This is a genomic window from Pseudomonas sp. GD03903 (assembly GCF_029840045.1).
GTDB classification, from domain to species: Bacteria; Pseudomonadota; Gammaproteobacteria; order Pseudomonadales; family Pseudomonadaceae; genus Pseudomonas; species Pseudomonas pseudonitroreducens.
This window is the reverse complement of sequence record NZ_JAOCBT010000002.1, coordinates 114,277-135,428: the sequence shown is the minus strand read 5'-3', so window position 1 is coordinate 135,428 and position 21,152 is coordinate 114,277. Positions and strand designations below refer to the sequence as shown.

The window sequence follows — 21,152 nt, the reverse complement described above, 5'->3', positions numbered from 1 at the left end:
CAATCCGTACCGGCTGACACCCAAGATTCATCCTGCACCGAACGGTCCCCTCTCCCCTTGGGAGAGGGCCAGGGTGAGGGACGGCCCAAGCGCAGAGGTATCTCATAGGAGCGAACTCCGTCCGCGATGTCGAATCGGCGGCTCCGTGGGCAAGACAGGCGCGTGGATGACACGATCGCGGACGAAGTCCGCTCCTACGCTCCGTGAGACTGAAACACCGCGTTACGCCGCTCTATTCCCGGCACGTTCGGGCACACCGTCTACCATTGACGCTGCGCAAGGGAATCTCGCCCTCGGGGGGATAGAGTTTTCTTACCAAGCCACTCATTGAGGAACACATCATGTACGAGCGCATTCTGGTAGCGGTGGACGGCAGCCCGGTTTCCGACCGTGCCCTGGTCGAAGCGGCCAAGCTGGCCCAACTCAGCGGCGGCGAGCTGCGTGTCGTCACCATCGTCGACAGCCCCCTGCGGCATCTGCCCGACTACGCCGTGTACTACAACCCGGAACCGCTGCGCGAAGCCGCGCTGAAGGCCGCCGATGACATTCTCGGCAAGGCGAAGGAGAAGATTGCCGAATACCCGGTGAAGTCCAGTTTCGAGCGGGTCTGCCAGGAACGCGCCAGCGAGGAAATCGCCGAGCGCATCGAAATCGAGGCCGAAGCCTCCAAGGCCGACATCATCGTCATGGGCACCCACGGTCGCCGTGGTGTACGCCGCCTGATGCTGGGCAGCGTCGCTGAGGGCCTGCTGCGCGTCAGCAACCGCCCGGTGCTGCTGGTCCGCGAGAAGTAACAAGCTGCACAAAGACAAAAGGCCCTGCGGCGAAAGCCGCAGGGCCTTTTTCATGGCCGTGGTTCAGGTCATCGCCGGCTCACTGGGCGGCAGTCATGTCGCGCTTGCATGAGTGGAAGATGTCCAGGTCCGGCTGGTACAGGCTGGTATGCACGCCGTACAGACCGAGTACCGAGTGGAACAGGTTGTCGTGGCTCAGCTCGGTGCCACCGGCTTTTTTCTCCAGGCAGCCACGATCGACACCCATGCCACCCAATGCGCCATTGCCGAACCACATCACCATGGGCACGTGGGTCTGCGCTTGCGGTGCGATGGCATAGGGCGCGGCGTGCAGATACACGCCGTTCTCACCCAGCGACTCGCCATGGTCGGAGACGTAGAGCATCGAGGTGTCGAAGCGCTCTTCGTTGTGCTTGAGCAGTTCCACCACCTTGGACAGGAAGAAGTCGGTGTAGAGAATGGTGTTGTCGTAGACGTTCACCAGCTCCTCACTGCTGCAGCTGCCCAGCTGGTTGGTGCGGCACACCGGAGTGAAGCGCTCCAGGGTCTTGGGATAGCGGTCGTAGTATTCCGGACCATGGCTGCCATCGGCATGCAGGACGATGATGGCGTTGTCCTTCAGACCGTCGATATAGGCCTGCAAGTCCTGCAGCAGAGCCTCATCCAGGCAGTTCTTGCCGTCACAGAAGGGACCGGGCTGGGTCTTGGGAATGTCGCGGTTGGGCACGCGCAGGCAGGTGCCCTTGCAGTCGCTGTTGTTGTCCAGCCAGAGCACCGAAACGCCGACGCGCTGGAGGATGTCGAGCAGCCCCTGGTTGGTCTTGCCCTTCTTGTCGCTGTAGTCCTCGCGGGGGAACTTGGAGAACATGCAGGGCACCGATACCGCCGTGGAAGTGCCGCAGGAACTGACATTGGTGAAGTTGATGATGTCCAGCTTCTTCAGTTCCGGGTTGGTATCGCGGGCGTATCCGTTGAGGGAGAAGTGATCCGCCCGGGCAGTTTCACCCACCACGAAGATCATCAGCGACTTGCGACCGTCGGCGCTCACCTTGCGCGGCATCACCGCGTCCTCGCCGATCGGCTGCACCACCAGTTTTTCCTTGATGCCCAGGCGCTGCTTGGTGAACTTGCTCACCGCATAGATGTAGTTGGTCGGGTTGATGAAGTGGGTCAGCTTCTCTTCCTGGCGGAACACCGGGGCGTAGGTGGAGTAGAAGGCTCCCACGCAGACGGCGACCACCACCAGGCAGCCGAGGATCACCAGCACCTTGTTCAGCAGGCCGCGGAAGAACGGTCGATAGCTTACCGGCGTCAGCCAGATGATCGCTGCCGGCAGGACGCCCAGCACCAGCAGGTAGCCGACCATGCGCGCGCTGAACAACGCAGTGGCCTCGCCGGGGTTGGTCTCGATGACGTTCTGCACCATCACGGTATCGATCACGACACCGTAGGAGTTCATGAAATACGCCGCTGCCGCCGAGACCAGCGCCACCAGGGTAAGCACCGGCTTGAGCAGCGGACGGAAGGACACCAGCGTCAGCAGCAGGGTGAAGGCTGCCCAGAGGAAGAAAGCGAAAGACGCGAAGAACGCCACGCCCCAGAGGCCTTCCATGGGAACCAGACTGTTCAACGCCCGCCAGGTGGCGAAGTTGTAGAACAGCACCAGTGCCAGCGAGAACAGCAGGACCAGCCGTGTGGAGCTGACCTGGGGGAAGAGGCGGCGCTTGCCCTCGGACATCGAGCGCACTCCTTACATCGATAGTCGGATAGGAATTGGGATGGCCGACCCTGCCGGCCGGCGGCGCAACTCTAGCGGGCAGTTAGTCAAAAAAGTGTCAAGTTGGCTACAAGCTTTCGGCCAGTGGTCGGATCTGCGATCGCCTGGACAGATGGCACTACCGTACATCGTTTGGTGTTAATCAGTTTGTCGGAAAGGCCGTCGCGACCTTGCGAGCCACGGGCGACTTCCTAGACTCACATCAAAGTGATATCAATTCGCCCACTACCTCCCCCGACATCCGGAGCATCCCGCCCATGGACTGGCAGAAGGACGCCTTACCCGATGCTGTGCTGCTGGAGTGTTCCCACAACCCCGGGCTGGTCCTGCTGGCCATCCTCATCGCCTGCGTCGCCAGCTTCGTCGCCCTGAACATCACCGCACGGATGGTCCGCGCGCCGCAACATGCTCATCGCTGGCAGTGGGTCGGCGGCATCTGCCTGGGCAGCGGCATCTGGTCGATGCACTTCGTCGCCATGCTGGCCTTCCATTCGTCGGTACCGTTGCACTTCTCCGGTGGCCTGACGCTGCTCTCGCTGCTCATTGCCATCGCCATCTGCATCATTGCCATGCGCCTGCTCGCCCACGCCGGGCTGAGCCCGATGCAATACCTGCTCGCCGCCTGCTGCATCGGCGCCAGCATCGCCGGCATGCACTATACCGGCATGGCTGCCATCGAGGCGCCGCCGATGCAGCACTATGACCCGCTGCTGGTAGCCCTCTCGGTACTGATGGCGGTGCTGGTGGCCTTCGTCGCACTGGTACTGGCGCCGGTACTCAATCGCCAGCCGGCCCGGCGCCAGTGGGTCTACCAGATTCTCGCAAGCCTGCTGTTGGGCGGTGCCATTTCCAGCATGCACTTCACCGGCATGGCCGCCCTGACCCTGACCCTGCCCAGTTGGGTAGCGCCGGTGGCGGACCTGGGGCGCAACAACGCCATCCAGCTTGGCCTGATGGTCGGCCTGCTGGCGCTGGCGGTGGTGCTGGCCGGGCTCTGGGCGGCGTGGATCGAGGACAGCCTGGAAAGCAAGGAAAGCGAGCTGAGCCGAGTCAATGCCCTGCTCAACCAGCTGGACAACGCCAACGCCTCGCTGCAGAAACTGGCGCGCTTCGATGGCCTCACCGGCCTGCATAACCGCAACGCCCTCAACGACGAGTTCGAGGCCCGCCTGCAACGCAACCGCCAGAAGGGCCAGGGCATGGCGGTGATCCTGCTGGACCTGGATCACTTCAAACGGGTCAACGACTCCCTCGGCCATGCCGCCGGCGACGAGTTGCTGTGCATCGTCTCCGAGCGAATCCGCAGCGCGCTGCGCAGCACCGATCTGCTGGCACGCTTTGGCGGCGACGAATTCTGCATCCTCGCCGATCTGGGTGAGGACCATGAGGCGCGCATTCTCGCGCAGCGTCTGATGCAGCGCATGAAGGAGCCGATCAGCACCGCCGGGCGCAACCTGGTGATGACCATGAGCGTGGGCATCAGCCTGTTCCCCAACGACGGTGAGCAACCCGAAGAGCTGCTCAAGCATGCCGACCTGGCGCTGTACCAGTCCAAGGGCAACGGCCGCAACGCCACCCACTTCTTCAGCCCGCACCTGAAGACCAAGGCAACCCAGGAACTGCAGCTGGAAGAGGAACTGCGCAAGGCGTTGTGGGATGACGAGCTGGTGCTCTATTACCAGCCGATCCTGCGCATCGGCCACGGCGAAGTGGAGCAGCTCGAAGCCCTGGTGCGCTGGAAACACCCGACCCACGGCCTGCTGGCGCCGGATCGGTTCATTGGCCTGGCGACCGCCAACGGCCTGATCGGCGCACTGGATGCCTGGGTGATGCGCCGCGCCTGCCAGGACCTGCGCCGCCTGCACGATCTGGGCTACACGGATCTGCGGGTGGCAGTGAACTGCTGCGCCAGCAACCTGGGCCGCGAAGGGCTGGTCGATGAAGTCCAGCAGACCCTCGAGGACACGGGCCTCGCCGCGCACTACCTGGAAATGGAAGTCACCGAGAACGCCGTGATGTCCAACATCAGCCAGGCCATCCCGCTGCTCAACCGCCTGCGCGACCTCGGCGTAAGCCTGTCCATCGACGATTTCGGCACCGGCTACTCGTCATTGTCCTACCTGCGCCAGCTGCCGCTGGATGCACTGAAGGTGGACCGCTCCTTCATCCGCGACGTGCCGCAATCACGCCGCGACAGCGAAATCGCCCAGGCGATCATCGCCATGGCGCAGAAGCTGCACCTGAAGGTGATCGCCGAAGGCGTGGAACATGCGCAGCAGCTGGCGTTCCTGCGCGACAACCATTGCGAGCTGGCCCAGGGCTATTTGTTCAGCCGCCCCCTGCCCCTCAGCGCGCTGGTGGAGTTCCTCGAGGCGTACCGTGAGGACAGCGATTCGGCGCTACTGCGCAGTCAGGCCTGAGGCCCGGCGCCGCATCAGAAGTCGAACTTGCCCGCGCGCCAGCGTGGCAACCAGCGCAGGGAGTCGGCGGTGGTGCCGGTGGGACGGTACTCGGCGCCCAGCCAGCCGTCGTAGCCGACATCGTCGAGTACCTGCAGCGGCACCTCGAACTCCATCTCGCCCGAGCCCGGTTCGCCGCGCTCGGGGTAGTCGGCAAACTGCACGTGGCCGATCTGCCCCATCAGCGCATAGATGCAATCCACCAGCTCCAGGCCCATGCGTGCCATGTGGTAGAGGTCGAGTTGCGCGCGCAGGTTTTCCCGTGCCACGCGCTCGAGCATGTCCTGCAGGTGCTCCGGGGTGTTGAGCAGGAAATCCTTCATGTCATGGCAGTTGATGGCTTCCATCAGCACGTCGGTGCCCGTGCCGGCGAAGGCATCGCAGGTGCTGCGCAGGCGCTCGGCCAGCGTCTGCAGAGCGACCTCGCGCTCCTGCCCCTCGACCAGCCGGCCAGCCAGCACGTTGACGTGCTGCGGCCTGGCGATGCGCGCATAGTCCAGCGCCTTGGCCAGCGCCGCCTCGAACTCCGCCGCACGCTCGGGCACGGCAGCAATTCCCGGCCCGCCCTGCATCAGGTCCCCGGCCGGCAGGTTGATCAGCACCAGCGGCATGCCGGCCTGGTCCAGCGCGGCCTTCAGCTCCTGCGCGGGGACGTCGTAGGGGAACTGGATCTCCACGCCCTCGAAACCGGCCTTGGCGGCGGCGTCGATACGCTGCAGCAGCGGGACTTCGGTGAACAGCAGGGACAGGTTGGCGCAGAGTTTCATGCGGGGAATTCCTTCGAAAGACGGTATTGCTCGACCAGGGTAGCCGGGTCGCGTTCAAGATTGCCCTGGCTGCCGTGCAGGCGCATCAGTTGCGCGGCAAGGCCGCTCATGGGCGTGGCCGAGCCTTCCTCGCGGGAAAGCTTCACGGCAGTGTCCAGGTCCTTGAGCAGCGTGCGCACGTGCCACTTCACCGGCTCGAACTGGCTCTGCGCCATCTGCGGAGCCAGGATCTGCAAGGGCTTGGAGTCGGCGAAACCGCCGGCCAGGGCGGAAGCGATCAGGCTGGCATCGACGCCGGATTTCTCCGCCAGCGCCACTACTTCGGCGATCACCAGGGCGTTGCAGGCGACGATCATCTGGTTGCACACCTTGGTCACCTGCCCCGCACCCACATCCCCCATGCGCGTCAGGCGCTGGCCCAGATGGGCGAGGATCGGCCGCACACGCTCGATGTCCTCGACGCGGCCACCGGCCATGATCGCCAGGGTGCCAGCCTCGGCGCCCGGCGTACCGCCGGAAACTGGCGCATCGACCCAGCGCATGCCGGTACGCGCTTCCAGCTCGGCGGCCATCTCGCGGGTGGCGGCTGGTTCCAGGCTGGAGAAATCCACCAGCACCTGGCCGGCGCGGGCGTTTTCGACGATGCCGCCAGCGCCGAACACCACATCACGCACGGCAGCGGTATCGGCCAGGCAGAGCATCACCACCTCGGCCTGGGCGCACAGCTGCGCGGGCGTCTCCACCGCCTGTGCGCCTTCACCGGCAAGCAGCTCGCGCTTGCCGGCAGAACGGTTCCACACGGCCAGCGGAAAACCCGCGGCGAGCAGGCGGCGGGACATGGGCACACCCATCAGGCCGAGGCCGGCGAAGGCAAGGGAGGGGCTGGCGGACGACATGGACGATCTCCGGTACAAGGGCGGGAAAGTACGGGGAGCGGCATTCTAGCAGGCACCATCACCTCCCTGCCGAACCCGGCGTGGTGAAGTCGAAGGCAGCCAAACAGGCGCGCCGCCACTATACTCCCGGAGTTTTTTCCGCCATTGACCCGGAGAACTCTCCCCATGCTCAAACGCACCCTGGCGCTCGCCGCCGGTTTCGCTCTGTCCCTGTCCGCTGTTTTCGCCCACGCCGATACACCGAAGGAACTCAAGGTCTCCGCCATTCCCGACGAGGCCCCGACCGAGCTGCTGCGCAAGTTCAAGCCGCTGGGCGCGTACCTCGAAGAGCAACTGGGCATGCCGGTGAAGTTCATCCCGGTGTCCGACTATGCCGGCGTGGTCGAGGCACTCGCCTCCGATCGCCTCGACATGGCCTGGCTGGGCGGCTTCACCTTCGTCCAGGCGCGCCTGAAGACTGGCAATGCGATTCCGCTGGTACAGCGCGAGCAGGACCAGCAGTTCACCAGCAAATTCATCACCGCCGACCCGAACGTGAAATCGATCCAGGATCTCAAGGGCAAGACCTTCGCCTTCGGCTCGGTATCGTCCACCTCCGGCAGCCTGATGCCGCGCTACTTCATGCAGAAGGACGGCGTGGTGCCCGAGCAGTTCTTCTCCCGCGTGGCCTACTCCGGCGCCCACGACGCCACCGTGGCCTGGGTCCAGGCCGGCAAGGTCGATGCTGGCGTGCTGAACGCCTCGGTCTGGCAGAAGCTGGTGGATAGCGGCAAGGTCGACACCAACAAGGTGAAGGTCTTCGCCACCACCCCGACCTACTACGACTACAACTGGACCGTGCGCGGCAACCTCGATCCGGCCCTGGCCGAGAAGATCAAGAAGGCCTTCCTCGCTCTCGACCCGAGCAAGCCGCGCGACAAGGAAATCCTCGACCTGCAGGCGGCCAGCCGCTTCATCGAGACCCAGCCTGACAACTACAAGGGCATCGAGGAATCGGCGCGCGCCGCCGGCCTGCTGAAGTGACCCTGAAACTGACCGGCGTGGAGCACATCCACGCCAACGGCCAGCGCTCGCTCGCCGGTATCGACCTCAGCGTCGAAACCGGTGAACGGGTGGCGATCATCGGCCCTTCGGGCGCCGGCAAGACCACCCTGCTGCGCATCCTCGCCACCGCACTGAAACCCGCTTCCGGCAACTACGACCTGCTCGGCCTCCAACCCTGGGCCCTGAGTGGTTCCGCACGCCAGCGCCTGCGCTCGCGCGTTGCCCTGGTGCATCAGGCTCCCCCGCTGCCACCGCGCCAGCGCGTAGTCACCGCGGTGCTCGCCGGGAGACTCGGCCAGTGGCCGCTGTGGAAAAGCCTGGCGAGCCTGCTCTACCCCCTCGACAGTGCCGGCGCCCGCAGCGAGCTGCAACGCCTGGACCTGGGCGACAAGCTCTTCGAGCGCTGCGACCAGCTGTCCGGTGGCCAACTGCAACGGGTCGGCATCGCCCGTGCGCTGTACCAGCAAGCCGAAGTGCTGCTCGCAGACGAACCCGTCTCGGCCATGGACCCGGTACTCGCCAGCCACACCCTCGGCGTACTGACCCGCGAGGCGCAGAATCGTGGCGTGACCTTGCTCGCCAGCCTGCATGCCGTGGACCTGGCGCTGGAGCACTTCCCGCGCATCGTCGGCGTGCGCGATGGCCGCATTGCCTTCGACAAGGCGGCGGGGAGCGTCACTGCCGAAGACCTGCGCGCCCTCTACGCCAACGAGCAGCTTGGCCAGCAGGATGCTTCCTCGCCGGTGGGCAAACCGGTGGTGGTGCAGATTCCGCGATGCTGAACCAAGCGCTCTCAAAGAGCCCGCCCCGCGACCCGGCGGCGCTGCCGCGCCTGCTGCTCACCCTGCTCGCGCTCCTGCTGCTATGGCCCGGCCTGCAGTTATCCGAGCTGGATATCGCCGGCCTGTTCAGCGGCGACAACGCACGGACCATGGCCAACTTCCTCGGCGGTTTCTGGCCACCGGCCCATGACGAAGAGTTCCTCGCCCTGCTCGGCCGCGCGACCCTGGAAACCCTCGCCATCGCCACCGCCGGCATGGCCCTGGCCTGGTTGATCGCCTTCCCCGCCGCCCTGCTGGCGACCCGCGCGTTGTCGATCTCCGCCCTGCCCCGCGGCGGCCTGCCGGCCTGGTGGGCGCGAGCGCTGCGCTGGCCGGTGCGCGGCCTGCTGATTGTGCTGCGCAGCGTGCCGGAGATCGTCTGGGCGCTGCTGTTCGTCCGCGCCGTGGGCCTGGGCCCCACCGCCGGCGTGCTGGCCATCGCGATCACCTATGGCGGCATGCTCGGCAAGGTCTACGCGGAAATCTTCGAGTCGGTGGACCCACGCCCGACCCGCGCCCTGCTGCTGGCCGGCGGCTCGCGCTTGCAGGCCTTCGCCTACGGCGTGCTGCCTTCGGCGGCATCGGAACTGATCTCCTACACCGTCTACCGCTGGGAATGCGCGATCCGCGCCTCGGTGGTGATGGGCTTCGTCGGCGCCGGAGGCCTCGGCCAGCAGATCGACCTGTCGCTGCGCATGTTCGCCGGTGGTGAAGTGGCGAGCATCCTGCTGACCTTCCTGGTCCTGGTGCTGGGCGCCGATCTGCTCAGCCGCTTCCTCCGCGGGAGGCTCGAATGAGCAGCCTGCTGCGCAGCCTGGGCTGGTTGCTGCTGATCCTGCTCGCCATCGGCTCGTCCTTCGCTTACCTGGAGATGGACAGCGGCGGCCTGTTCGACGCGCGCGGCCTGGGCCAGATGCTCGATTACGGGCGCGACTTCCTCTCGCCGGACCTGAGCGCAACGCATGTCGCGGCAGTCGGGCGCGGTGCCCTGGAAACCCTGGCCATGTCGGCCATTGGCACCTTGCTCGCAGCAGTGCTGGGCATGCTTCTCGCGCTGCCGGCGGCCGGGCGCTTCGGGCGCATCGCGCAGAGCCTGTCGCGGCTACTGCTCAACGCCCTGCGCGCGGTACCGGAGTTGGTCTGGGGCGCACTGATGGTGCTGGCCGCGGGCCTGGGCCCGAACGCCGGCACGCTCGCCCTGGCGCTGCACACCGGTGGCGTGCTCGGCCGGCTGTTCGCCGAGGCGCTGGAAAATACGCCGAGCGCCCCGGCGGAGGCGATACGCCTGGCTGGTGGCGGGCGCATCGCGGCTTTCAGCTACGGCACCCTCCCGGCCGTCTGGCCACAGCTGGTGGCGTACATGCTCTACCGCTGGGAGAACAACATCCGCATGGCCAGCGTGCTCGGCTTCGTCGGCGCGGGGGGCCTGGGGCAGATGCTGTATTTCAGCCTCAGCCTGTTCCAGCAGGCCCAGGCGGCAACGGTGATCATCGCCATGCTGCTCCTGGTGCTCTGTGTCGACAGCCTGAGCGCCTGGGCACGGCAGCGCTGGGTGAGCCAGTAACCTTGTAGGAGCGAGCTTGCTCGCGAACTGCCCCAGCGCAGGAGCAGTTGGTGAATCCGTTCGCGAGCAAGCTCGCTCCTGCGGGAAAACCGCCGTCGCCTGGCGGGGCTGAACTGCACGCAATAAAAAGCCCGGCACACAGGCCGGGCTTTTTATCGAGTACGTCGGTCACGAGTCGCCGTGGATCACCTTGTCCAGGTCGATCGGATCGCCAGGCTGGGTGCCGAGCTTCTGACGGATGTCTTCGAACATCGCGTCGTATTCCTTGTGGTTGCGCACCATCGAGCCGAATCGCGGATGCAGGCCATGCTTCTGCGCGATGCGGGTGGCATCGCTGGCGAAATTGAAGGCCTGTTCCTTGGGCATATCCCATTCTTCGGTGAAGGCATTGCCGTCGATCTCACCTTTCATGATGAAGTGGACGAGGGTGCCCTTCTCCGCATCCTTGCGCACTTCATAGTTGATGTGAGCGTCGATCTCCTGCTGCCCCAGCCCCGGCAGGGACTGGAGATGCAGATGGCCCGGTTCGAACATGGCGAATCTCCTTCTATGGAATCCCGACAGTCTAGCCGGCCTTTGCGAATTGGAAATCGCCCTGCGTCAGTGCACGGATTCTTTTCGAACTCTTTCTTGTACCAGCACCCAGGGCGCGATCACCACCGCCCAGAGTTCCGGATCACGGTCGAGAAAATCCTGCGCCAGCTTCTCGTCGACCTTGCTCAGGTCACCACTGGCCAGCCAGGCGGCAACCTTCGCCTTGTCGTCCTCGGCCACGCCCATCGCGACCTCCACCAGATCGGCAGAACCCGCGACCTTGAGCAGGTTGCCGCGGGCGAAAAAGGGCGCGAGCTCCTGCCAGGAAATCTTCGCGGTTTCGCCAAGCAACTTGGCATAGAGGGTGCTAGCTTCTTCTGTCATGGATCTCACCTGGTAAACGAACGGCGCCATGATAGCGCCGGGACCGCGCCAGGCAAGGTTCGGACGGCGTTTTCCATGGTGACGGAAAACCTGCGGGGAGAAGTCTGAAGGCGCCGTTTTTCTGTACGTTTGTTTCAATCTTGCGACATGCCCACAGATGGCCAGCCGCCCCCCGCTTTTCAACGGGACAGGCGGCACTCTACACTGTACCGGTACAGTTGCCGGTGGGCCTGTCCGGGGCAATCCCGGTCCGGTAGCCCCTCGGCCACCAGGACTACAAAAACGAAAACACAAGAAGAGTGGAGCACTATGAAAAAGGGTACTCAGCGTCTTTCCCAGCTGTTCACCGCCATGGCCCTGGCCGGCGTTGCCAGCTTCTCCATGGCCGCGGACACCATCAAGATCGCTCTGGCCGGCCCGGTGACCGGCGCAGTCGCCCAGTATGGGGAGATGCAGTTCATTGGCGCGAAGATGGCCATTGAGCAGATCAACAAGGCTGGCGGCGTTGATGGCAAGCAACTCGAAGGCGTGGTCTACGACGACGCTTGCGATCCGAAACAAGCCGTGGCCGTTGCCAACAAGATCGTCAACGATGGCGTCAAGTTCGTCGTTGGCCACCTGTGCTCCAGCTCCACTCAACCGGCTTCGGACATCTACGAAGACGAAGGCGTGCTGATGATCACCGCCGCCTCCACCAGCCCGGACATCACTTCCCGCGGCTACAAGCTGATCTTCCGTACCATCGGTCTGGACAGCCTGCAGGGCCCGACCGCCGGCAAGTTCATCGCCGAGCACATCAAGCCCAAGACCGTGGCCGTGATCCACGACAAGCAGCAGTACGGCGAAGGCATCGCCACTGCCGTGAAGAAGACCCTGGAAGACGCTGGCATCAAGGTCGCCCTGTTCGAAGGCATCAACGCCGGCGACAAGGACTTCTCCGCGATGATTGCCAAGCTCAAGCAGGCCAAGGTCGACTTCGTCTACTACGGCGGCTACCACCCGGAGCTGGGCCTGATCCTGCGCCAGGCTTCCGAGAAAGGCCTGAAAGTCGGCTTCATGGGCCCGGAAGGCGTGGGTAACAAAGAGATCTCCGCCATCGCCGGCCCGGCTTCCGAAGGCCTGTACGTGACCCTGCCGAAGTCCTTCGACCAGGATCCGAAGAACCAGGCTCTGGTTGACGCCTTCAAGGCCAAGAACGAAGACCCGAGCGGTCCGTTCGTGTTCCCGGCCTACGCCGCGGTGCAGGTCATCGCCGAAGGCATCAAGAAAGCCGGCAGCGAGGACACCGACAAGGTAGCCGCCGCTCTGCGCTCCAACACCTTCGCGACTCCGACCGGTGACCTGGCCTTCGACGAGAAGGGCGACCTGAAGAACTTCAACTTCGTGGTCTATCAGTGGCACAAGGACGGCACCAAGACCGAAGCCAAGTAAGCCACCCGCCTCCACACAAAGCCCACTGCCCACGCAGTGGGCTTTGTTTATCCGAGTATTCCGGGGGTCCGTCGCGCCACAAGCGCCGCTTCACGCGACGCCCGAGGAGTTAGGTAATGCCTGAGCTCTATCACTACCTGCAACAGCTGATCAACGGCCTCACCGTCGGCAGCACCTATGCCCTGATCGCCATCGGCTACACCATGGTCTACGGCATCATCGGCATGATCAACTTCGCCCACGGCGAGGTGTACATGATTGGCTCGTACGTAGCCTTCATCGTGATCACGGGGCTGGCCATGATGGGGATCGTGAGTCTCCCTGTCGTTATCATCTGCACCTTCGCCGCGGCGATCATCGTCACCAGCGCCTACGGCTACAGCATCGAACGGATCGCCTATCGGCCCCTGCGTGGAAGCAACCGGCTGATTCCGCTGATCTCCGCGATCGGCATGTCGATCTTCCTGCAGAACGAGGTCTTGCTCGCCCAGGATTCCAAGGACAAGGCAATCCCCAACCTGCTGCCGGGCAACTTCATCATCGGCGCGGACGAGATGACCGGCGTGACCATTTCGTACATGCAGGTGCTGATCTTCATCGTCACCCTGCTGACCATGTACGGCCTGTCCATGTTCATTTCCCGCTCCCGCCTGGGCCGCGCCTGCCGCGCCTGCGCGGAGGATCTGAAGATGGCCAACCTGCTGGGCATCAACACCAACAACATCATCGCCCTGACCTTCGTCATCGGTGCCACCCTGGCCGCCGTCGCCGCGGTGTTGCTGGGCCTGCAGTATGGCGTGATCAACCCGCACATCGGCTTCCTCGCCGGCATCAAGGCGTTCACCGCCGCGGTGCTGGGCGGCATCGGCAGCATCCCGGGCGCCATGCTCGGCGGCCTGGTGCTGGGCGTGGCCGAAGCCTTTGGCGCCGACGTGTTCGGTGACCAGTACAAGGACGTGGTGGCGTTCACCCTGCTGGTGCTCGTCCTGCTCTTCCGCCCCACAGGCCTGCTCGGTCGCCCGGAGGTGGAAAAAGTATGAGCCAGAAACTCAAGACCGCCTTCTTCAGCGCCCTGCTGGTGATGGCCGTGGCCTATCCGGTGCTGGGCCTGAAGCTCAGCGTGATCGGCATCGGCCTGCAACTGGAGAACGTCAGCCCCACCCGGTTGTGGACCATCGCTGCCTGCGCCGTGCTGATGTTCGTCTGGCAACTGGTGCGCGATCGCTTCGCCTTCGGCGGCAGCGTGAAGCAAGCCCTGTCGCATCCGCATACCCGCCTGGCCGAACGCCTGACCCACGCCTCCGTGCAACGCAAGATCATCATGGTGCTGATACTCGTCGCCCTCGCCTGGCCGTTCTTCGGCTCGCGCGGCGCGGTGGACATCGCCACCCTGATCCTGATCTACGTGCTGCTGGGCCTGGGCCTGAACATCGTGGTGGGCCTGGCCGGCCTGCTCGACCTCGGCTACGTCGGCTTCTATGCCGTGGGCGCCTACAGCTACGCGCTGCTGTCGCACTACTACGGCCTGGGCTTCTGGGTGTGCCTGCCGATCGCCGGCCTGATGGCCGCGTTCTTCGGCTTCATCCTCGGCTTCCCGGTGTTGAGATTGCGCGGGGACTACCTGGCGATCGTGACCCTGGGCTTCGGCGAGATCATCCGCATCCTGCTGCGCAACATGACCGAGCTGACCGGCGGCCCCAATGGCATCAGCAACATCGACAAGCCGACCCTGTTCGGCCTGACCTTCGAGCGCCGCGCCCCCGAGGGGATGCAGACCTTCCACGAGTTCTTCGGCATCGCCTACAACTCGAACTACAAGGTCGTGTTCCTCTACCTGGTCGCACTGCTGCTGGTACTGCTGGTGCTGTTCGTCATCAACCGCCTGCTGCGCATGCCCCTGGGCCGCGCCTGGGAAGCCCTGCGCGAAGACGAGATCGCCTGCCGCGCACTGGGCCTGAACCCGACGCTGATCAAGCTCTCCGCCTTTACCCTCGGCGCCTGCTTCGCCGGGTTCGCCGGCAGCTTCTTCGCCGCGCGCCAGGGCCTGGTCACCCCGGAGTCGTTCACCTTCATCGAATCGGCCATCATCCTCGCCATCGTGGTGCTGGGTGGCATGGGTTCCCAGCTCGGCGTCATCCTGGCCGCCGTGGTGATGATCCTGCTGCCCGAACTGATGCGTGAGTTCAGCGAGTACCGCATGCTGATGTTCGGCGCCCTCATGGTGCTGATGATGATCTGGCGTCCGCAGGGCCTTCTGCCCATGCAGCGCCCGCACCTGGAGTTGCGCAAATGAGCCGACCGATTCTTGAAGTATCCGGCCTCACCATGCGCTTCGGCGGGCTGCTGGCCGTCAACAACGTGGCCCTGAAGGTCCAGGAAAAACAGGTGATCTCGATGATCGGCCCCAACGGCGCCGGCAAGACCACCGTGTTCAACTGCCTGACCGGCTTCTACGCCCCCACTGGCGGCGAGATCCTGCTGCGCGGCGAGCCCATCCAGGGCCTGCCGGGCCACAAGATCGCCCACAAGGGCGTGGTGCGGACCTTCCAGAACGTGCGCCTGTTCAAGGAGATGACCGCGGTGGAGAACCTGCTGGTGGCGCAACACCGGCACATCAACACCAACTTCCTCGCCGGCCTGCTCAAGACCCCGGCCTTCCGTCGCGCGGAAGCCGAGGCCCTGGACTACGCCTCGCACTGGCTGGAAATCGTCAACCTCAAGGACATCGCCAACCGCCCGGCGGGCACCCTCGCCTACGGCCAGCAGCGCCGCCTGGAAATCGCCCGCTGCATGATGACCCGTCCGCAGCTGCTGATGCTGGACGAGCCGGCGGCCGGCCTGAACCCGCGGGAAACCGAGGACCTCAAGGCGCTGATCGCCATGTTGCGCTCCGAGCACGGCGTCACCGTCCTGCTCATCGAGCACGACATGAAGCTGGTGATGAGCATTTCCGACCATATCTACGTGATCAACCAGGGCACTCCCCTGGCGGACGGCACCCCGGAGGAAATCCGCGGCAACCCGGATGTGATCAAAGCCTATCTGGGGGAGTCCTGAGTCATGCTGAAGTTCGACAAGGTTTCCACCTTCTACGGCAAGATCCAGGCGCTGCACGACGTCAGCATGGAAGTCCAGCAGGGCGAGATCGTCACCCTGATCGGTGCCAACGGCGCCGGCAAGTCGACCCTGCTGATGACCCTGTGCGGCTCGCCGCGCGCCTCCTCGGGCAGCATCACCTACATGGGTGAAGAGCTGGTCGGCAAGGAATCCTCGGTGATCATGCGCAAGAGCATCGCCGTCGTGCCGGAAGGCCGTCGCGTGTTCGCCCGCCTGACCGTGGAGGAGAACCTCGCCATGGGCGGATTCTTCACCAGCAAGGGCGATTACCAGGAGCAGATGGACAAGGTCCTGGCGCTGTTCCCGCGCCTGAAGGAGCGTTTCAACCAGCGCGGCGGCACCATGTCCGGCGGCGAACAGCAGATGCTCGCCATCGGCCGTGCGCTGATGAGCAAGCCCAAGCTGCTGCTGCTCGACGAGCCGTCGCTGGGCCTGGCGCCGATCATCATCCAGCAGATCTTCGACATCGTCGAACAGCTGCGTCAGGAAGGCGTCACCGTCTTCCTCGTCGAGCAGAACGCCAACCAGGCGCTCAAGCTCGCCGACCGCGGCTATGTGCTGGAGAACGGTCGCATCGTCATGCAGGACACCGGCGCCAACCTGCTGGTGAACCCCAAGGTGCGCGACGCGTACCTCGGCGGCTGATCCTCTGCGCTGCAACGAAAACGGCCCTTCGGGGCCGTTTTTCATGGCTGCCGGAATGATCCCTGTAGGAGCGAGCTTGCTCGCGAACCAGCACAACGATTGAGCTGGCGAAAAATCTGTTCGCGAGCAAGCTCGCTCCTACAGCTTCCCCGCCCTCCTCCGCCGTTTCTCCATTCTCTCCCGACTCTGCCGACAGACAGCGCACATGCGCTCGCCAAGCATCGACGGACAAGAATCAGGAGCGCCGCCACGAACGCCGACCACCTCGCCGACTCCCTCGTGCTGCTGCGCATGCTGGCCAACGGCATCGACCCGCGCCACGATGCGCCCTTGGCGGCAGACGATGCCTGCCAGGCGCCAGCGGTGATCCGCGCGCTGTTCCACGCCATCCGCGCGCTGGAAGCGTCAGCGGCCAAGCCCCGCCTCCATCCACAGCAGGCCGGCAAACCCTGGCAGGCAGAAGAAGAACAACGGCTGCTGCAACGCTTCGAAGCGGGCGAAACCATCGCCGCGATTGCCCAGGAACACGGCCGCTCGACCGGCGGCATCCGCTCGCGTCTGAAGTACCTGGGCAAGCTCTGAGGGCAAGCTTTGAGGGGCAGAAACGAAAACGCCGCCCAGTGGGCGGCGTTTTCATCACAGCGCGCTCAAGTGCCGTAGCTCAGCACCTGCGCGCGTTGGCGCAACTGGGAAACCACATCGTCCTCCATGCGACCTTCGGAGATCAGCAGGTCGCGGCGGATGGTCTGCACCGCCTCCGCACTCTGCTCATGGTCGGCCAGATGCTGGCCTTCGATGACACGCCGCAGTACTACATCTCCATCGTCGTTGGTAAGGGTCAGGATACGGCCGCCGTCGGGGCGTGCCGGGCCCAGGGAGGGAGCGTAGGGAGCGAAGGTCTCGGTCAGCAGGGCGCTTAGCCGGTCCATGTCGTATCTCCTTGTTGCGAAATGAAAAAACACAGGAAGAAGACAGCACGTTCGGCGATAAAGTTCGTGGGTTTCAGTACCGTTGGTCATGACCACATGTTTCACCAACCTGTATCACAGGCATGAAAAAGCCCGCCATGGGGCGGGCTTTTCCTGACAGCGAACCCCGGCTTAAAGCGGCTTGCCGCGGTTGCCGTGGGCGCTGACGAAGGCCTGGACCTTGGCCAGTTCGTTCGCCAGCACGGTGCAACGCTCTTCACGCTGGAACAGATCGGCCAGGTGCGCCGGCAGTGCCGGAACAGCCTCGATACCGGCCTTCTCCACGGCTTCCGGGAACTTGACCGGATGCGCAGTGCCCAGGGTAACCATGGGCACCGCCAGGCTGCGACGGCATTCGCGGGCTGCACGTACGCCGATGGCGGTATGCGGGTCCAGCAGTTCGCCGGACTCGGCGTAGACCTGGGCGATCGTCTCGCAGGTTTCCTCGTCGCTTACCGCCAGCGAATCGAACAGGCGGCGCGCTTCGGTCCAGCGGTCATCCTCGACGGCCAGCTTGCCGGTGGCCTTGAAGTTGTCCATCAGCTCGGCGACGGCCTTGCCGTTGCGACCGTGCAGGTCGAACAGCAGGCGCTCGAAGTTGGACGACACCATGATGTCCATGGACGGCGACAGCGACGCGTGCAGGGTGTCCTTGTCGTAGCGGTTGCCGGACATGAAGCGATGCAGGATGTCGTTGCGGTTGGTCGCGACAATCAGCTGGCTGATCGGCAGGCCCATGTTGCGCGCCAGGTAGCCGGCGAAGATGTCGCCGAAGTTGCCGGTGGGCACCGAGAAGGCCACGGAACGGGCCGGCGCACCGAGCTGCAGGGCAGCGTGGAAGTAGTAGACGATCTGGGCCATGATCCGCGCCCAGTTGATCGAGTTCACCGCCACCAGGCGAGTGCCTTTGAGGAAGCCCTGGTCGGCGAAGCTGGCCTTGACCATTTCCTGGCAGTCGTCGAAGTTGCCGTCGATGGCGATGTTGTGGATGTTCTCGCCGAGGATGGTGGTCATCTGCCGGCGCTGCACCTCGGACACACGGTTGTGCGGGTGCATGATGAAGATGTCGACGTTCTCGCAGGCCTTGCAGCCTTCGATGGCGGCCGAGCCGGTGTCGCCAGAGGTGGCGCCCATGATCACCACGCGCTCGCCGCGCTTGGTCAGCACGTGGTCGAGCAGGCGGCCGAGCAGTTGCAGGGCGAAGTCCTTGAAGGCCAGGGTCGGGCCGTGGAACAGCTCCAGCACCCACTCGTTGCCGTTGAGCTGGCGCAGCGGCGCCACGGCGTTGTGGGCGAAGACACCGTAGGTCTCTTCGAGAATCTTCTTGAAGTCGGCATCGGAAATACTGCCGGCAACGAACGGGCGCATCACGCGGAAGGCCAACTCGTGGTACGGCAGGCCGGCCCAGGAGGCGATCTCCTCGACGGTGAAGCGTGGCAGGTTTTCCGGTACGTAGAGGCCGCCGTCGCTGGCCAGGCCAGCCAGCAGCACGTCTTCGAAGTTCAGCGCGGGCGCCTGGCCGCGGGTACTGATGTAACGCATGTTCAAAACCTTCGGTTTTGGCTCCAGGCTTCAGGTTTCAGGCTTCAGGCTTTTCCGCCTGCCGCCTGCCGCCTGTCACCCGCAGCCCGATTAATTCAGTTGCTCGACGCGGATGCGTACGACATTGCCGACGACGTCATCCAGCGCTTCCAGCGCGGTGATGGCTTCGATGATGCGGGACTCGAGCACGCGGTGGGTAACCAGGATCATCGGCACCAGACCGTCATGCTCTTCGACTTCCATCTGCATGATCGATTCGATGTTGATGCCGCGCTCGGAGAGGATGGTCGCCACCTGGGCCAGTACGCCCGGATGGTCCTTGGCCTGGATGCGCAGGTAGTAGGCGCTTTCGCAGGCGTCAATCGGCAGGATCGGGTGGTCGGAGAGCGAGTCCGGCTGGAAGGCCAAGTGCGGCACGCGGTTCTCCGGGTCGGCGGTCATGGCGCGAACCACGTCCACCAGATCGGCGACCACCGAGGAAGCGGTGGGCTCCATGCCGGCACCGGCGCCGTAGAACAGCGTGGAGCCAGCGGCGTCGCCGTTGACCATGACCGCGTTCATCACGCCATTCACATTGGCGATCAGGCGGTCGGCCGGGATCAGGGTCGGGTGCACGCGCAGCTCGATACCCTTGTCGGTACGGCGGGCGACGCCCAGGTGCTTGATGCGGTAGCCCAGCGCCTCGGCGTAGTTCACATCAGCGGTGGTCAGCTGAGTGATGCCCTCGGTGTAGGCCTTGTCGAACTGCAGCGGGATACCGAAGGCGATGGACGCCAGGATGGTCAGCTTGTGCGCGGCGTCGATGCCTTCCACGTCGAAGGTCGGGTCGGCTTCGGCATAGCCCAGCGCCTGGGCTTCCTTCAGCACATCGGCGAAGGCGCGGCCCTTCTCACGCATTTCGGTGAGAATGAAGTTGCCGGTGCCGTTGATGATGCCGGCCAGCCAGTTGATGCGGTTGGCGGCCAGGCCCTCGCGGATCGCCTTGATCACCGGGATACCGCCGGCCACGGCGGCTTCGAAGGCGACGATGACGCCCTTCTCGCGAGCCTTGGCGAAGATTTCGTTGCCGTGCACGGCGATCAGCGCCTTGTTCGCGGTGACCACGTGCTTGCCGTTCTCGATAGCCTTGAGCACCAGCTCGTGGGCCAGGGTGTAGCCACCGATCAGCTCGATGACCACGTCGATTTCCGGGTTGTTCGCCACGTCGAAGATGTCGGCAGTAATGGGGGTACTGCCGGTTTCACACTTCGGATTGGGGCGACGGGCGGCAATCTGCGCAACCTCGATACCACGCCCGGCACGGCGGGCAATCTCCTCGGCGTTGCGTTTGAGTACATTGAAGGTACCGCCACCGACGGTCCCCAACCCACAGATTCCCACTTTCACCGGTTTCACGCTGAAACTCCCCATGATTACAGCATCGGGGCGCCTGAGACGCCGATGCCCGCAACGAGGCGGGCATGGGGGCAGGCACCATGTCAGAACAGGCGGGCTGCCTGTTCCCTAGTCAAAAGGAACCGAACATTACGAAGCGGTTCCGCATTAGTCAATCAGAGCGCAAGCCGCGGCTTACTTGGCTTCCAGCGCCAGCTTGGCGATCTGGCCGGCCGGCTGGTAGCCCGGCAGCATGGTCCCGTCGGCGAGGATGATCGCCGGGGTGCCCTGCACACCGACCATCTGGCCCAGGGCGAACTGCGCGTCCACCGGGTTTTCGCACTTGGCGGCCTTCACTTCCTTCTCGTGGAACATGTCGCTCATCGCCGCCTGGCGGTCCTTGGAGCACCAGACAGCCTGCAGCTGCGCGTCGCCCGGCGAGTTCGGGCCCTGGCGCGGGAAGGCCAGGTAGCGCACTTCGATGCCACGCTTCTGCAGCTCAGGCACTTCGGCGTGCAGTTTCTGGCAGTACGGGCAGGTAGTGTCGGTGAAGACGGTGATGTGCGCCTTGGTCTCGCCCTTGGCCGGGAACACCACCATGTCCTTGGCGGCGATGGCATTGATGGTCTTGGCCACGCCGGCGCTTTCGGCTTTCTCGGTCAGGTTGGTCGGCTTGCCGTCCTTCACCTGGTAGATGTTGCCCTGCACGACGAACTGGCCGTCGGCGCTGGCGTAAAGGATACGGCCGCCCTTGAGCTGCACCTGGTAGATACCGTCCAGGGGCCCCTTGGAGATGTTCTCGATGGGCAGGTCAGGCTGCAGGGACTGCAGGGTGGTGCGGATCGCCTGGTCCGGTTCGGCGGCCAGGGCGAGAGTGCTGGCGAGGCCGATAGCCATACCAGCCAGAAGTCGAGACAAACGCATGGAAAACTCCTGATGTCAGTCGGCGAAGACTATCACACCGGGCCGGCAAGACCGAGCCAAAGGCTGTAGCCGGAAGCTTCCAGGAATTTTCCTGCTTCCGTTGCTTTTCTG

At 64.4% G+C, this 21,152-nt stretch carries 21 protein-coding genes; 12 read left to right on the top strand and 9 right to left on the bottom strand.

Features of this window, described 5'->3' with window-relative positions:
* Positions 1-341: 341 nt before the first annotated feature.
* Positions 342-794, top strand: a complete 453-nt coding sequence (locus N5C91_RS03155; RefSeq protein WP_236171760.1) for a universal stress protein — start codon at positions 342-344, stop codon at positions 792-794.
* A 79-nt stretch (positions 795-873) separates the two neighbouring features.
* Here the strand turns inward: N5C91_RS03155 and N5C91_RS03150 are convergent, their stop codons facing one another.
* The gene (locus N5C91_RS03150; protein ID WP_279827924.1) at positions 874-2,532 is read right to left on the bottom strand and encodes a phosphoethanolamine--lipid A transferase; all 1,659 of its coding nucleotides are present in this window, start codon (positions 2,530-2,532) and stop codon (positions 874-876) included.
* A 296-nt stretch (positions 2,533-2,828) separates the two neighbouring features.
* On the opposite strand from N5C91_RS03150, the gene N5C91_RS03145 reads away from it, so the two are divergent.
* Positions 2,829-4,991 carry a bifunctional diguanylate cyclase/phosphodiesterase gene (locus N5C91_RS03145; protein ID WP_236171764.1) on the top strand — a complete coding sequence of 721 codons (2,163 nt, stop codon included), beginning with the start codon at positions 2,829-2,831 and terminating at the stop codon, positions 4,989-4,991.
* Positions 4,992-5,005: 14 nt separating this feature from the next.
* Here N5C91_RS03145 and N5C91_RS03140 read toward each other — a convergent pair whose 3' ends face one another.
* Both N5C91_RS03140 and N5C91_RS03135 read right to left on the bottom strand, forming a co-directional pair.
* Positions 5,006-5,797, bottom strand: coding sequence for a TIM barrel protein (locus tag N5C91_RS03140; RefSeq protein ID WP_236201462.1), 792 nt, complete (start codon positions 5,795-5,797; stop codon positions 5,006-5,008).
* On the bottom strand, positions 5,794-6,693 hold the full coding sequence (locus N5C91_RS03135) for an NAD(P)-dependent oxidoreductase (protein ID WP_279827920.1): 900 nt from the start codon (positions 6,691-6,693) through the stop codon (positions 5,794-5,796). The genes N5C91_RS03140 and N5C91_RS03135 overlap by 4 nt, the downstream gene beginning before the upstream one ends.
* Before the next feature lie 165 nt (positions 6,694-6,858).
* Between N5C91_RS03135 and N5C91_RS03130 the strand changes: the two genes are divergently transcribed.
* From N5C91_RS03130 to phnE, 4 genes are read left to right on the top strand one after another with little or no spacing between them, the layout of a single operon-like run.
* Positions 6,859-7,716 (top strand): putative selenate ABC transporter substrate-binding protein, encoded by an 858-nt coding sequence (locus N5C91_RS03130; RefSeq protein WP_054907404.1) that lies wholly within the window; start codon positions 6,859-6,861, stop codon positions 7,714-7,716.
* Positions 7,713-8,519 carry a phosphonate ABC transporter ATP-binding protein gene (locus N5C91_RS03125; protein WP_279827917.1) on the top strand — a complete coding sequence of 269 codons (807 nt, stop codon included), beginning with the start codon at positions 7,713-7,715 and terminating at the stop codon, positions 8,517-8,519. The genes N5C91_RS03130 and N5C91_RS03125 overlap by 4 nt, the downstream gene beginning before the upstream one ends.
* Entirely contained in the window at positions 8,513-9,355 is an 843-nt protein-coding gene (locus N5C91_RS03120; RefSeq protein WP_279827915.1) for an ABC transporter permease, read from the top strand. Before N5C91_RS03125 ends, N5C91_RS03120 begins: the two co-directional genes overlap by 7 nt.
* Complete coding sequence (gene phnE, locus N5C91_RS03115) at positions 9,352-10,122, top strand: phosphonate ABC transporter, permease protein PhnE (protein WP_279827913.1); 771 nt, start codon at positions 9,352-9,354, stop codon at positions 10,120-10,122. Before N5C91_RS03120 ends, phnE begins: the two co-directional genes overlap by 4 nt.
* 168 nt (positions 10,123-10,290) lie before the next feature.
* On the opposite strand, the gene N5C91_RS03110 is transcribed toward phnE, so the two are convergent.
* Positions 10,291-10,656 (bottom strand): DUF5064 family protein, encoded by a 366-nt coding sequence (locus tag N5C91_RS03110; RefSeq protein ID WP_236171777.1) that lies wholly within the window; start codon positions 10,654-10,656, stop codon positions 10,291-10,293.
* Positions 10,657-10,722: 66 nt separating this feature from the next.
* A complete protein-coding gene (locus N5C91_RS03105) occupies positions 10,723-11,040 on the bottom strand; it encodes a DUF2288 domain-containing protein (protein ID WP_236171779.1) in 318 nt (105 codons plus the stop codon).
* Between the two features lie 309 nt (positions 11,041-11,349).
* On the opposite strand from N5C91_RS03105, the gene N5C91_RS03100 reads away from it, so the two are divergent.
* The 6 genes from N5C91_RS03100 (at position 11,350) to N5C91_RS03075 (ending at position 16,815) form a co-directional block, all read left to right on the top strand.
* Positions 11,350-12,471 (top strand): branched-chain amino acid ABC transporter substrate-binding protein, encoded by a 1,122-nt coding sequence (locus tag N5C91_RS03100; protein WP_236171781.1) that lies wholly within the window; start codon positions 11,350-11,352, stop codon positions 12,469-12,471.
* Between the two features lie 116 nt (positions 12,472-12,587).
* A complete protein-coding gene (gene livH / locus N5C91_RS03095; protein ID WP_192430664.1) occupies positions 12,588-13,511 on the top strand; it encodes a high-affinity branched-chain amino acid ABC transporter permease LivH in 924 nt (307 codons plus the stop codon).
* Positions 13,508-14,764 carry a high-affinity branched-chain amino acid ABC transporter permease LivM gene (locus N5C91_RS03090; protein ID WP_236171783.1) on the top strand — a complete coding sequence of 419 codons (1,257 nt, stop codon included), beginning with the start codon at positions 13,508-13,510 and terminating at the stop codon, positions 14,762-14,764. The genes livH and N5C91_RS03090 overlap by 4 nt, the downstream gene beginning before the upstream one ends.
* Entirely contained in the window at positions 14,761-15,528 is a 768-nt protein-coding gene (gene livG, locus N5C91_RS03085; RefSeq protein ID WP_054907399.1) for a high-affinity branched-chain amino acid ABC transporter ATP-binding protein LivG, read from the top strand. The genes N5C91_RS03090 and livG overlap by 4 nt, the downstream gene beginning before the upstream one ends.
* 3 nt (positions 15,529-15,531) lie before the next feature.
* Positions 15,532-16,233, top strand: coding sequence for an ATP-binding cassette domain-containing protein (locus N5C91_RS03080; protein ID WP_024766892.1), 702 nt, complete (start codon positions 15,532-15,534; stop codon positions 16,231-16,233).
* A 279-nt stretch (positions 16,234-16,512) separates the two neighbouring features.
* Complete coding sequence (locus N5C91_RS03075) at positions 16,513-16,815, top strand: hypothetical protein (RefSeq protein ID WP_279827908.1); 303 nt, start codon at positions 16,513-16,515, stop codon at positions 16,813-16,815.
* A gap of 65 nt (positions 16,816-16,880) precedes the next feature.
* Here the strand turns inward: N5C91_RS03075 and N5C91_RS03070 are convergent, their stop codons facing one another.
* The 4 genes from N5C91_RS03070 to N5C91_RS03055 form a co-directional block, all read right to left on the bottom strand.
* The gene (locus tag N5C91_RS03070; RefSeq protein WP_236171787.1) at positions 16,881-17,162 is read right to left on the bottom strand and encodes a DUF3509 domain-containing protein; all 282 of its coding nucleotides are present in this window, start codon (positions 17,160-17,162) and stop codon (positions 16,881-16,883) included.
* A 171-nt stretch (positions 17,163-17,333) separates the two neighbouring features.
* Positions 17,334-18,743: a threonine synthase gene (gene thrC / locus N5C91_RS03065; protein WP_279827906.1), complete on the bottom strand. Its 1,410-nt coding sequence runs from the start codon at positions 18,741-18,743 to the stop codon at positions 17,334-17,336.
* Between the two features lie 90 nt (positions 18,744-18,833).
* Positions 18,834-20,138 (bottom strand): homoserine dehydrogenase, encoded by a 1,305-nt coding sequence (locus tag N5C91_RS03060; RefSeq protein WP_236171791.1) that lies wholly within the window; start codon positions 20,136-20,138, stop codon positions 18,834-18,836.
* Positions 20,139-20,312: 174 nt separating this feature from the next.
* On the bottom strand, positions 20,313-21,041 hold the full coding sequence (locus N5C91_RS03055; RefSeq protein WP_236171793.1) for a thioredoxin fold domain-containing protein: 729 nt from the start codon (positions 21,039-21,041) through the stop codon (positions 20,313-20,315).
* Positions 21,042-21,152 lie beyond the last annotated feature (111 nt).